The organism is Paenibacillus catalpae, assembly GCF_900112695.1.
GTDB classification, from domain to species: domain Bacteria; phylum Bacillota; class Bacilli; order Paenibacillales; family Paenibacillaceae; genus Pristimantibacillus; species Pristimantibacillus catalpae.
On sequence record NZ_FOMT01000001.1, the window covers coordinates 226918 to 239730 of the forward strand.

Consider the following 12813-nt stretch of genomic DNA (forward strand, 5'->3'; position numbering starts at 1 on the left):
AATTATCTCCTCCTTTGCGTTTCTCCAGCGTGCTTTCCTTTACGACGGGTAAAGCCAAGTGTCTTAGAAACAACTCTTGAATAGATGTATGAGGCTCATTTATGCATATTGCTTAAGTTATAAAATTTATTTGGCGTAACTTGTACGGCTTTTTCGATAGTTAAGGCGGGATCCATTAGTAGTATTGAGAATAAGCTTATCGTATAATGAATAGAAAGCGCTTCCTGTCGAGTTTCGTCTAATATAGTAGTTGAAGGGGGGACGAGCATTGCGGAAAACAGCCTGGATGATGCTGATCATAATTGCCGTATCCTGGGTGCTGGCAGGCTGCTCGGGCAGGGGGGAAACGGACGGAAATGGGAATAGAGCCGAAACGGAGGCTGCCGGCGTCCAAACGTTAACGGTTCTGACTAATCGAATTGATTTGATCGAGAATGGCACCATGGAGCGTTATGCCAAGCCGTTCGAGCTGGAGCATCCGGGTACCAAGATTGAGTTTCAGGGCTTGGGCAATTATACGGCTGACATTATGACTCGTCTTTCTACCCTTAATATGGGGGACGTGCTTCTTCTGCCTGCAAATATGCTGGCGCAGGATCTGCCTCAATATTTTGAACCGATACCCGATAAATTGTTCGACTCGGTCCGCTTCGCTGATTATAAATCGGTAAATGGCGTAAGGTACGGCATAGCTTCCGGTGCTTCAACGATTGGTATTGTATATAACAAGAAAGCTTTTGAAAAAGCCGGGATCAGTGAGGCTCCGACAACCCTCAGTTCCTTCTACGAGGTATGCGAAAAGCTGAAGGAGGCAGGGATAACACCGGTTTTTCTCAATTATGGCGCACAATGGCCGATGAAAACCTGGGGAGAAGAGCTGGTCAGCTTTATGACAGGGGATCCGGATTACTTGAATAAGATGGCTGAGACGGATAAACCTTGGGATCTGGATAATCAATGGGGACATTCGATAAAGATTGTCCAAACCTTGATTCATAAAGGCTACACGGAGCAGGGGCTTATGACTAATCAATGGGAAAGCTCGAAGAAGAAATTAGCCAGCGGCGACGCGGCGATGTTCCTGAACGGCAATTGGGTCATTAATCAAATTATAGAAGCGGGTGCTGATCCGGATGAGATTGGATTTTTCCCGTTTCCTTACGATGATTCGGAGAAACGGTATGCCCCCATGCTGCCGGACTGGTTCGTAGGCGTAAGTAAATTCAGCAGTAACAAGCAGCTTGCGGAGTCTTGGGTGAAGTATTTCGTAACCCAATCCGGATACGTGGAAGAGCAGGGATATTTACCGGTCAAGATTAATTCGGACACGGCTATGTCGCCGCAGCTTGAACAGTTCATGTCGTTCTCTCCTTCTTTCGTGGAAAGCGTCCCCCCAAGCGACAAGTTTCTCCAAATAGCTGAAAAAGCGAATATCTCATTATGGTCGGGTGATTACATCCAGGAATGGATTGCATCTTCAGATCTGCAAAAAACATTCGAGCAATATAACGCCAGGTGGCAAGAAGCGCGTCAACTGGAACAATAACAAAGGAGGCTCCGCCATGAGACGGAGCCTCCTTTGTTATTGCTCGGTTTAATCCTGCAATACGGATGATTGGGATGGATTCTTAATCTTGTGCGTATAGTAAGCTCCGACAACTTCCTCTCCTGATTTGCCGAACATGCAGTAATCGTCGTTGGAAGAAGCCTGATCCTCGCGATATAGCAGAGCGGGCCAGTCCCATAGCATAAAGCCGCCGACCCAATCTCTGGAGTCGCAGCATCGGAACATGGTCTCCAGATAACGTTGTTGAACCGATTCATCCGGATCGCCCGCCAATCCCCAGTCATTAGGCAAATATTCAGAGCCCTGCCGGCTTGGGCAGCCGGCTTCCATGAAGAAGAAAGGCTTCTGGTGGCGCTTGACGACGGCTTCAATCCGGTCGAGCTGACGCTCCCAATCGTTGATGGGGTAATACCCGCTGGAGGAGATGACATCAACCGCATCCCACCAGGTTACGTGGTCTTCCTGATATTTATCGCAATTATAAGTAATGATTCCTGTATAAACAGCTCTTACCTTCGCAATTAATGCCCGCCATTCCGATTCTCTCCGGTCTGTCTGAACCATCTCACAGCCAATGCACAGCATTTCACAGCCTGTTTCTTCAGCAATAACCGCATAGTGAAGGATGAACTCGGTGTAGGATGAGAACCACTCCGACCACTTTGGCTCACAAGGAACATCATGGTCGAAGAAGTTGATATGTGCCCGCCAAGTGCCATCGGCGCAGTTGACGACCGGCTTCAACACGACATTTAATCCAAGCTGCTTCGCTTCCAGGATGGCATGCCGGACTTCGCTGTCCGTAACCGTAGGCGCATCTTGATAAGATATAATTGTAGCTTGAGGATGAGCCTGCATCGCGGCAAAGGTAATAGCCGTCCAATTCACGTGCAGCCGCTTTGCCATTTCATGCATCGACCGGATCGCTTCATCTCCTTCCCAAGTACCTCTGACACCTGTCCAGCCCCAAGTCATTCCTCCGATAAACTGATTGTTCATGTACACCTCTCCGTTAATAGATTTGTTAGCATAACAAAAATAACATTGTTATCACCAGTAAACAGCATAGCGGTTCGTTTGGCAATAGCTTGAACAAAAAAGTTAAGCATGGTAGCCGAGAGTGCCCTTAATTCTAATGTAGGCATATAAAATACCATAAAATAACGATTTTGAAGCGGTTTCAAAATTGTTTATCCAGAAGTGTTTTGAAGACTATAAAAGATAACACAGACCATTTTCTTCTCGGGGATAAGATTATATACTCGAAATGCAAGCGGTACCATAAATGAAAAGAGGGGGAAGTAAGAATGAATAAGAAGTATTTGTTATTATTAACGTCTGCAATTATGCTAACAGTTTTATCGGCCTGTGGCGGGAATAACGCCAATAACGCGAAGAACGGCAATGCCGAGCCTACCAATACAGGAGCGGAAGCAACCGCAGCGCCAACCGCTTCAGGCAACGGGGCGGAAGAGATTAAAGGGAAGATCGTCTTTCTGACTCAACGCACGGATATGATCGGCAAAGAGTTTAACGATTACAAAACAAGGTTTGAAGAGAAGTATCCCGGTGTAACCGTTGAGTTTGAGGGAATTCTCGATTACGAGAAAAATTCGAAGATCCGGATCGCTTCCGGCAAGTTCCCGGATGTCATTCTGATCGGACCTGGTATTCCAAATTCCGATTTCCCGAAATATTTTGCCCCGCTGGATGACATCCCGTTCTCTGATGATATTCGCTTCAAGGATCTAAAAGCATTCGAAGGCAGCATGTACGGTATTTCATCCGGCAACAGCACAGTTGGCATTGTGTACAACAAAAAAGCTTTTGAAAAAGCGGGAATTACGGAAGTGCCAAGAACACTTGATGAGTTTTACGCAGATGCACAAAAGCTGAAGGATGCCGGCATCGTTCCGCTGGCTTCGAATTTTAAAGACAAATGGCCGCTTGACGCATGGATTTACGACGTACCAACAATGGCCGGCGGAGTATCCGATCATCAAAACAAACGTGCCGACAGTGATGCGCCTTATACATTAGACGGCGTATACGGCCAATCGTGGTCGATCCTTCGCACCATGTACGAGAAAGGACTGCTCGAGAAAGATATCAAGTCCACGAACTGGGAGAAGTCCAAAAAGGATGTGGCCCAAGGCAAGTTTGGCATGTATCTGCTTGGTAACTGGGTAATCAATCAGGTCATCGAGAACGGAGCTTCAACCGAAGATATCGGCTTCTTCCCATTCCCCGTCGACAACTCCGGCACGGCTAAGGCACCGCTGAATCCGGACTGGTTCTATGCCGTTAATAAAGACGGCAATGCAGCGGCAGCTAAAGCATTTGTGAAATGGATGATTGAAGAATCGGGATATGAAGATTTTGCAGGGTTCATCCCAACGCTGAAATCCAAAGAACCGAAACTACCGCAGCTTGCCGAATTCAATAGTTTCAACCCGCAATACATCGAACAGGGACCTCCGAATGATACGGCGACTTCGATTCAGAATGCTGCACAAATTGATCAAGGGGCTGTGGTTCAGGAATTCGTCCTGTCGAAAGATCCGCAATCGGTTTTGGATAAATACAACAAGATTTGGGCTAAAGCCAAAAAAACGATCGTTAAATAAAAAAACAATTTGCTGCGGGAGCGGATGTCGAATGAAGACATCCGTTCCTGCGGCGATGGCTAACAAGATGAGAGAGAGGAAGGGACACCATGCTTAGCAGGCTTCCTTTTGGAACACAAAAGAAATTGATTATTGGATTGTTTGTCGCGCTGCCTCTCCTGCTGTTGTTGACGTTTTCCTATTATCCGGCGCTAGAGCTCATCAGGCTCAGCTTTACGAATTGGGATGGCATGAGTCCGGACAAAGAATGGATTGGGCTGCAGAACTATAAAGAAGTATTTTCTAATCCGGAGATCTTTGGTGTATTTAAGCATAACATCGCTTACTTTGTGGTTGGGATCGTGCAAAATATCGCCGCGATCTATTTCGCAATTGTATTAAACAGCAGGTTAAAAGGCCGGTACTTCTTCCGTCTGCTGCTGTTTCTGCCATATATTCTGAACGGAGTAGCGGTAGCTTATCTGTTCGGTTATGTGTTTGATACGACAGAGGGCTCACTTAATTACATGCTCGGAAAGCTTGGACTTGGCTCTGAAACGAGCTGGCTGGGAACGGGAAGCTTCGTAAACTATACGCTGGCATCGATAGGCTTCTGGCGGTTTATGGGCTTTAATATGGTGATCTATTTGGCTGCGCTGCAATCGATCCCGTCGGATTTGTATGAAGCGGCCTCTATTGACGGGGCGAATAATTGGCAAAAATTCCGGTTCATTACGGTACCTAATATATATAAAATCATTGAGCTGAACCTGTTCCTGACCGTAACAGGCGCTTTGGAAGTATTTGATCTTCCATTTGTTCTGACCAATGGCGGTCCGGCGGGAGCAAGTCAAACCTTTGTGATGAAAATACTCGATACGGCGTTCCAATTTAACAACTATGGTCTGGCTTCGGCGATGAGTGTGGTGTTGCTGGCGGGAGTCGTCCTCGTACTATCGCTTCAGAGATACTTCTTGAATAAGGGGAGGGACTAGAATGACAAAGGAGAATCCGGTGTGGGCCATAACCAAATATGTATCTTTGCTGGTTGCAGCATTTATTGTGTTGTTCCCGCCTTATATCATTGTAGCGAATGCGTTCAAAACGCCGGATGAATATCTGGACAAACCGGCAATGGCCATGCCTTCGAGCTTTCTGAATTTCAGCAACTTTGGCGAAGCGTTTGTGCAGGCCGATATGGGCAGGGCTTTCGGCAATACGCTTATTATTCTTGGCACGACGCTTACCTTGAATGTACTGCTGGGTTCGGCGTTTTGTTATGCGGTGTCCCGCTTTCAATTCAAATTGCAGGGACCGCTTGTCGGGCTGTTTCTGTTTGCAACGATCATTCCGCAAATTACAACCCAAGTCATTAACTACAAGACGATTCAAGGGCTTGATTTGACAAACCATCTGATGGGGCCGGTACTGCTATATGTCGGTGCGGATATTCTGCAAATCTATATTTACCTGCAGTTCATCCGGAACATTCCTTATGACCTGGATGAGGCGGCCATGATGGAGGGAGCTTCCTTGTTTAAAATCTTTTACTCGATTATATTCCCTCTTCTTGGACCTGCAACGGCTACCATTGTAATCTTGAAGACCATTGCTATTTATAACGATATGTATACGCCGTTTCTTTATTTGCCCGGCTCGGACAACGTAGTGGTATCAACCTCGCTTATGCGGTTTTTCGGTGTGAACAGCGGGGATTGGCAGATGGTATCTGCGGCTATTCTCATTATTATGATACCAACGGCAATCATGTATCTGCTGCTTCAGAAGTATATATTCGCGGGTGTTACGAGCGGTGCTGTGAAGTAGTTGGCCATTGAGAAATGGAATAGAGGGAACGGGAACCAGTCAGTTCCCTCTATCTTGTTGTTGGCTGGTGTTATTTTTTTAGCAAAAATGAAAGCGTTTTATACAATGGTGATTGGGGCGCAAGGGCGCTGCAAGCGTGCAATAGCAACTAAAGAGACAACCCGCTGTGCGTTGGATGAGCGGGAAGTCTCTTTGTTAGTAGAGTAGGCTCATTTAGCTAACAGCTAATAACAGACATATGCGAACGCTAACAGAATGTCGTATAATGTTCGGTATATGATTACAGGGCGGAAGGACCAGCATGATGAACACGAAACAACGGGCCAGATCGGTATGGTCCAAGCTGACTGACATGCCGATGGAGCGTAAGCTGCTGGCCGTGTTTCTGGTAGCCATCACTTTGCCTTTGACATTCATCGGCTACATCTCCTATACCAACTACACAAGTTCAATTGAGAAGACAACGGTATCGTATTCCAACAACCTGATGATCGCCATGATGGAGCGAATGGATGACTACATTGAAGATATGATGCGGATTTCGTCCATTCCTGCCTATCAGGCGGATATCAGGCAGAATTTGATCCGTTCCAACAACTATTACGAGCAGCGTCAAGAGATGGCGGGGAAGTCTGACGGCAAAGCCGTGCCTGACGACTTTAACCAGCTGCTCTTCATACAGCGGGGCATTCAGTCATCTGTCAAGTTTATTAATAATATCAAGCGGGGAGCTAACGTAGTCTACATCTTTGATGCGTTTGGCAACGGCTATTATTCAACCGAGACAGGCGCCGTACGTCTGGATCTGGAGGAAAGTTATCTGCGTTGGAAGAAAGCATCCGAATCTTCCAGCGGGGAAGCGCTGCTGCTTGGCAATGAAGCTTATATAAGCAACTTGAACAGCAAGAAGAATGCCCTTACCGTCGTTCGCAAAATACTGGATGATGCATCCTTGAAGCCAATCGGGCTTATTGCCGTCGATACGGATTTCCGCGTTATTGAAGATCAGATTATTGAGCTGAATAAGCTGACACATGGCAACGCGCTTATTGTGGACGATAAGGGAGGGATGATTTATGACAGCGACAAGGCGCACAGCACGCACTCTATTGCTGACCAGGTGATGCAAACCGCCGGGCAGAACGGTCACTTTTATGCTTCCGTTCAAGGTGAACGCCAGCTTGTCGTGTATACAACATCCGCTCAAACCCATTGGAAGCTGTTCGTATTTATTCCGGAGAGAGAGATGAACAAGGATTCCGTCCGGATCCGAAACACGACATGGGCTGCGACTTTTGTGACAATTGGAGTTGCGCTTTTCATTTCTATCCTGTTCTCTAGTGCATTAACGAAGCCTTTGAGGAAAATGATGCGTCTGATGAGATCCGTTCAGGAAGGGAATTTAAGCGTCAAGTTTCCCGTCAGGAACAGGGATGAGATCGGTCAGCTTGGCCTTCAGTTTAACCGGATGATCATGCGGATCGACCAGCTGATCAAGGATATTTACGATATTGAAGCGAAGAAGAACGAGGCGGAAATTCATGCGCTGCAAAATCAGATTAATCCTCATTTCATGTACAATACGCTCGAGACAATTCGTATGTTTGCCGAGCTGAACGATGATGACTCGGTCGCGGACATGCTGTCCGCCTTTGGACAGCTGCTACGATACAGCATCGGAGACGTGCGGGAAAAGACGACGGTGAAGGCAGAATTGGAGCATGTCAGGCATTATGTGGAGATTCTGAATTACCGCTATCCTAACCGGTTCAAGCTGGAGCTGCATGTAGAGGAGCCATTTTATTCCGTACCAACGCTTAAGCTGCTGCTGCAGCCCATTATAGAAAATGCCATCCAGCATGGCTTTGACGACAGCAAGCCGGTAATGAATATCGTCGTGCAAATGGATAAAACCGATCAATTCCATCTGATTCATATCATAGATGACGGCACGGGCATGCCGCCCGAAGTACGCGAACGCTTGAATCACTCTTTTAACGGAGGGGATGTCAGCAGCTCAGGCCGCAGCGGCATCGGCCTTCGCAATGTATGTGAGCGCATCAAGCTGCATTATGGCCATAATTATGGCTTGCAGGTTTTGGAAGGACCGTTTGGCGGTACGGAGGTTGTGCTGAAACTGCCGTTACCCTGGTCGGAAAATGATAAGTGAGTTCATGAAGGGGAAGACAAAGTGACCAATAAAATAACCATGCAGCAAATCGCGGACCAGCTGGGAGTATCCAAATATGTGGTCTCTAAAGCCCTTTCCGGCAAGAAAGGCGTTAGTGAATCTACCAAGGAACGGGTGATCCAAGTCGCCTCCCAGCTTGGTTATTTTGCCCAGAGCAGCGGATATTTGAAGCCGGGCAGGACGAGCCGGGAGGAAAAGGCACAGCAGGAGTCCGATAGAAGGCAGTCTATTCTTGTTCTCATGCCGAATATCCGGTTCCAAACAAGGGATTCGGTGTATTGGGGGCGTATTCTGGACGGAATAACGAGCCGGCTGGAGGACAAAGGGATCGGGATGATCATCGTTATGGAACAAAAGGTAGACAGCTTTATGCATCTGCTTAAACCGGAAGCGATACTGGGCATGATCGGAGTAGGCGAGGTTGCCTCCGGGATGCTGTTGGAAATTCACCGGTTAGGTGTTCCGATGGTACTTGTTGATCATGAGGATCCTTTAATTCCGACGGATACGGTATTTGTCAACAATTATGACGGCATGTACCGATTGACTAAACATCTGATCGGCATCGGGCATCGAAGCATCGGCTTTATCGGCAATATCCGTTATTCCCAAAGCTTTTTCGACCGTTGGAACGGCTTTCGGATTGCAATGGAAGAGTTTGGTTTATGGAGCGGGCTCGATCATTTCACGGATCTCGAGAGCATGGAGCATTTTGATGAGCCAATCAAAGCATGGCTGCAGCGCTGCAAAAAACAGCGTACCCTTCCGACAGCTATTATTGGCGCGAATGATTCCATCGCGATTGATGCATATCGGGCGATGCGGGAGCTCGGAATGGATGTCCCGAGCGACATTTCCTTATCCGGCTTTGATAATATCGAGGATTCCGTGCGGCATTATCCGCCGCTTTCGACGGTAAATGTACCTAAGGAGGCGCTTGGTGCAAGAGCGGTTGATAAGCTGCTGGAACGTATTGATCGTTCGAATGAGCCCATGGAAAAAATTTTAGTACGGGGCGAAATTGTTTTCCGCCAGTCTACAGCACCGGTCAAAGCGTAAGGGGCATGTAGCTGACGATTTATTCTGAAGAAGGTGTGCAAGGTCATGAAAGTAATCATCGTTGATGACGAGGAAGTTATTCGTATGGGCTTAGCCAAGATCATGTCCAAGCTGAATCCTGATATTGAAGTGCTCGGGACATTTCCTAACGGAGCGGCGGCGTGGGAGCAGTTTGAAGCCATGTGCAAGCAAGGGCTCGATGTTGTCATTACGGATATAAAGATGCCGCAAATGGACGGTATCGGATTAATCGAGAAAATCCGGGATACCCGGTCCGGCGTTGATATTATTGTCATTAGCGGTTTTGAAGAGTTTGAGTATGCCAGGGCAGCGCTTCGTAACGGCGTAAAGGATTATTTGCTCAAACCGGTGGTGAAAACCCAGCTGGAGGCATCGCTGAAGGATATCGAGCAAACCCGGCAAACGTTGAACCAAGAGAAGCCGCAGGAGATGGATCAGCCGCTGCAGGACCGGGAGCATCATGCCGTCGAGACGGTGAAAGAGACATTGAAAAATAATTACGAACAGCCCTTTGAGCTGGATAAGCTGGCAGACTCGGTTGGTATGAACGGCAACTACTTAAGCCGCTTATTCAAGCAGCAGACTAACATGACAATCACCGATTATTTGATCCAGCTGCGGATCGTCAAGGCGAAAGAGTTGCTTATTGGCGAACCGCTATTGCGTAATTATGAAGTGGCGCAGCTTGTCGGTTACAGTGATCCCGTTTATTTCAACAAGTTGTTCAAGAAAATCGTAGGACTGACGCCCAAAGATTATAAAGGGAAAAAGTGGCCTGGAGCGGATTAATGACTCCGGGCCTTTTCGTATTCGTCGCGCAAATTCAATGTAAAGGGGATTGAGCAGAGCTTACCGATTATCTGTTGAAGTTGCGAATGGAAGCAGCAGTGAAGCTGTTTAACGAGACGGACTTGAAAGCCTATTTCTATTATTCCGCTTGCTCTCTCCCAGAGGCGAGGAGCCTCTCGGCAGCATGCTGCTGCCGGTATTGTCCTGGAGTAAGTCCCGTCCGGGCTTTAAAGATTTTATTGAAGTAGCTGACGTTGGCGTACCCGATCTCGCGGCAGATTTCCTCAATGGAAATATGGAGCTGGCCGAGTAATTCCGCAGCCCTTTTGATGCGGAGCTGGATCAGATAATCATTAATGGTCATCCCCGTAGACTCTTTGAAGATGCGGCTTAAGTAAGAGGAGCTGCGCTCTACGTATTCGGCGACTGTATCTACAGAAATATTTTTATTAAAGTTCGCGTCCATATAATCTTTCGCCAGCTGAAGGGTCACATCCGTCATCCTGGAGCGCTTCTCGCGATGGTAATCGATAATTCTGCTGCACATCTCGAGCAGACAGCTCTCCATGTCCTTAAGCGTCTCGGCGCGAGCCAGTGCATCGGCGTATGCTGCCCGATTGCCGAATACGGCGGCCATATCGCCGCGGGTCTGGACAAGCGTCTTTACAACTTCGCCGCTAAGCTGGAAGAACAACTGCTGAATATTCGCTTTGCTCAGCTTTTTGTCTAAGGCGGTCCGGGTAATTTGCCGGATCGTTTGGAAGCATTCCTCTTTATCCGTCTGAAGCAGCGCCTGCTGCAGCCTGGTTTCCAGATCATACGGATAATAATAGCCCTCCTCTTCCTCGGCCTTCCAGTCCCCCAGGATGGAGTACGGCAAAATTTCGCCTTTTCCGATGTATATTTTCAGATTCAAGGCAGCTACTGTTTCCTCGTAGGCAAGCCGGACCGCTTCTTCTCCTGAGTAGATTCGGCTGACAGCAATCGTAACGGTCATGCCATATCGGGTGAGCACATGGTGCTTCAGCTTCTTGGCATGCTCCAGCGGGAAGTCGTCTGCCTCAGGTGGAACGGTCAAGAGCATCACCGTCCTCTTGTCATCCCTCGCGAAAACCTCTCCGTCGATATCGGCTCCCAGCTCATCCATCAGACCATAACGCAGCAGGTGAAAATGAAAGATGTCGCCGGTGCCTTTAACCGGATAGGGCTCCTCCAGTTCAAGAGTCAACAGGGCATACCGGTCAAAATCTAACCGGAGTCCAAGCAGATCCGCAGCCTGACCGGTTCCGCCGCCGCCCTGGATGAGGTCATTTAAATACTTTTCTTTAATGGCTGTGCGGTTATCGGTAAGCAGAGAATCGACCTGCCGTTTCTCCTTCATCAGCGTCTCCCAGCTGCGGACCATCTGATCAAACCTCTGACGGATGAAGCCGGCTTCGTCACCTGTCGGCATAGCTCCATCCTGCTGATCGTTAGCGGTGCTGTCGATATAAGTGATGACGCTTTGGAGCGGCCGGTACAATCTTCTGGACACATAAAAGGAGATCGCAATCGCGGCTATCAGATAAGCCGCCGCAACAGTGATCACAATGATCTTGATACGGTCCATCCCTTGCAGGAGGGACGAGCGCTGTGTAATGTCCACGAATTTCCAGCCTGTCAGCTCGGATGTGGTGTAGGAGATGATCCGGTCAGAATCATCAATGTAGGAGCCGCTTGCGGCATTCAGCCGGCTGAGGTCGACTTGCTGCGGCAGAGACGCTTCTGCTGCTGCATCGGAATATAAGAGCTCGGAGTTTGCACCCAAGACAAGAGTGGCGCCTTTTTTGTTATGGTAATGGCTCAAATAGTCGTCAAACAGAAGATCCAGCTTCAAATTAATGACAATGGCGCCATTTACTTGACCAATCAACGGCATTTTTTGCAGCAAGCTGGCGGTCGTGTGATCGGGCGCAAAGCCGTCCGGCCTCCCGGTAATCCAGAGCGAGCGGCTTTCCGATGGCTGGCTCCACGTCTCCAGCCAGGATCGGTCTGCAAAGGTTGAGATCGGGGAGGTTCTAATCTCCTGGCGTGAAGTCAGGACAAGCTCGAGTGGAGCGTAATATAAATAGATGGAATCGATGTAAGGACTGATTTTTTTCTGCTCCTCTACAAAGCCGGTTAAGTCAATGAGGGAGCTGACACTTAACTTGCTGCCTTTCAATTGATAAAGGTACGATTGTGTTGCAATCATGCCGGCAGCGTTATATTTGATGGCGGTCAGCTCTTTGTGAATAAGCTCCTGCTGCTGGGTTAAGACGGATTCGTTGTACGTAATCGCATTTTGAATGCTGTTGTCCGCCGAAATGGAGTAGGTGACCGTTGCAATAAGAACGACGGTGATCACAGCAATAGCGGTTAAGGAAAGCAGCAGCTTCACAAACATGGAGTTTTGTTTGATTGAGCCCGGCATTCGATTCACTCCCTCGTTCCCTTGGTTGCGCTTACATAAACGCCTGTAAATCCATGGGCGCTGATACGGGGATTATATCATAGTTGTATCCTGCAGACAGCGGAAGCACGAAAAACATACCAAAAAGCGAAAAACATAATGCAATCGGACCGCTCAAATGGCCAAAAACATAATGGAGGATGGAAAGAGAGGATTGTGATTGCGGGCATAGAAGTCTATCGTAAATATTGTAACCGCTCCCATAACCCGGCCGGGAGCCAGAGCCTGGATGCGGTCCATTATACCGAATCAATAGGGGGAG

Annotated in this window: 9 protein-coding genes; 7 read left to right on the forward strand and 2 right to left on the reverse strand. The window is 48.0% G+C overall.

Annotated elements, in window-relative coordinates; genetic code table 11:
• Positions 1 to 268 precede the first annotated feature (268 nt).
• Positions 269 to 1546 (forward strand): ABC transporter substrate-binding protein, encoded by a 1278-nt coding sequence (locus BM200_RS00775; RefSeq protein ID WP_091180208.1) that lies wholly within the window; start codon positions 269 to 271, stop codon positions 1544 to 1546.
• Positions 1547 to 1594: 48 nt separating this feature from the next.
• Here the strand turns inward: BM200_RS00775 and BM200_RS00780 are convergent, their stop codons facing one another.
• A complete protein-coding gene (locus BM200_RS00780; protein ID WP_091180210.1) occupies positions 1595 to 2566 on the reverse strand; it encodes a glycoside hydrolase family 113 in 972 nt (323 codons plus the stop codon).
• Between the two features lie 308 nt (positions 2567 to 2874).
• Here BM200_RS00780 and BM200_RS00785 point away from each other — a divergent pair, with 308 nt between their 5' ends.
• The 6 genes from BM200_RS00785 to BM200_RS00810 all read left to right on the forward strand — a co-directional run bounded on the left by BM200_RS00785 (position 2875) and on the right by BM200_RS00810 (position 10060).
• Entirely contained in the window at positions 2875 to 4194 is a 1320-nt protein-coding gene (locus BM200_RS00785; protein WP_091180213.1) for an ABC transporter substrate-binding protein, read from the forward strand.
• A gap of 89 nt (positions 4195 to 4283) precedes the next feature.
• On the forward strand, positions 4284 to 5168 hold the full coding sequence (locus BM200_RS00790) for a carbohydrate ABC transporter permease (protein ID WP_091180215.1): 885 nt from the start codon (positions 4284 to 4286) through the stop codon (positions 5166 to 5168).
• 1 nt (position 5169) lies between these two features.
• Positions 5170 to 6000, forward strand: coding sequence for a carbohydrate ABC transporter permease (locus BM200_RS00795; RefSeq protein WP_091180218.1), 831 nt, complete (start codon positions 5170 to 5172; stop codon positions 5998 to 6000).
• 301 nt (positions 6001 to 6301) lie between these two features.
• Positions 6302 to 8170 carry a sensor histidine kinase gene (locus BM200_RS00800; protein ID WP_245772843.1) on the forward strand — a complete coding sequence of 623 codons (1869 nt, stop codon included), beginning with the start codon at positions 6302 to 6304 and terminating at the stop codon, positions 8168 to 8170.
• 21 nt (positions 8171 to 8191) lie between these two features.
• Positions 8192 to 9250, forward strand: coding sequence for a LacI family DNA-binding transcriptional regulator (locus BM200_RS00805; RefSeq protein WP_091180221.1), 1059 nt, complete (start codon positions 8192 to 8194; stop codon positions 9248 to 9250).
• Positions 9251 to 9295: 45 nt separating this feature from the next.
• Positions 9296 to 10060: a response regulator transcription factor gene (locus BM200_RS00810; RefSeq protein ID WP_091180224.1), complete on the forward strand. Its 765-nt coding sequence runs from the start codon at positions 9296 to 9298 to the stop codon at positions 10058 to 10060.
• Positions 10061 to 10199: 139 nt separating this feature from the next.
• Here the strand turns inward: BM200_RS00810 and BM200_RS00815 are convergent, their stop codons facing one another.
• The gene (locus BM200_RS00815; RefSeq protein ID WP_091180227.1) at positions 10200 to 12512 is read right to left on the reverse strand and encodes a helix-turn-helix domain-containing protein; all 2313 of its coding nucleotides are present in this window, start codon (positions 12510 to 12512) and stop codon (positions 10200 to 10202) included.
• Positions 12513 to 12813: the final 301 nt, after the last annotated feature.

Excerpts from the sequence above, each read along its gene's own strand:
- BM200_RS00790 (WP_091180215.1), top strand. The coding sequence starts at position 4,284 with ATGCTTAGCAGGCTTCCTTTTGGAACACAAAAGAAATTGATTATTGGA.
- BM200_RS00810 (WP_091180224.1), top strand. The coding sequence starts at position 9,296 with ATGAAAGTAATCATCGTTGATGACGAGGAAGTTATTCGTATGGGCTTA.
- BM200_RS00780 (WP_091180210.1), bottom strand. The coding sequence starts at position 2,566 with ATGAACAATCAGTTTATCGGAGGAATGACTTGGGGCTGGACAGGTGTC.
- BM200_RS00800 (WP_245772843.1), top strand. The coding sequence starts at position 6,302 with ATGATGAACACGAAACAACGGGCCAGATCGGTATGGTCCAAGCTGACT.
- BM200_RS00795 (WP_091180218.1), top strand. The coding sequence starts at position 5,170 with ATGACAAAGGAGAATCCGGTGTGGGCCATAACCAAATATGTATCTTTG.
- BM200_RS00785 (WP_091180213.1), top strand. The coding sequence starts at position 2,875 with ATGAATAAGAAGTATTTGTTATTATTAACGTCTGCAATTATGCTAACA.
- BM200_RS00815 (WP_091180227.1), bottom strand. The coding sequence starts at position 12,512 with ATGCCGGGCTCAATCAAACAAAACTCCATGTTTGTGAAGCTGCTGCTT.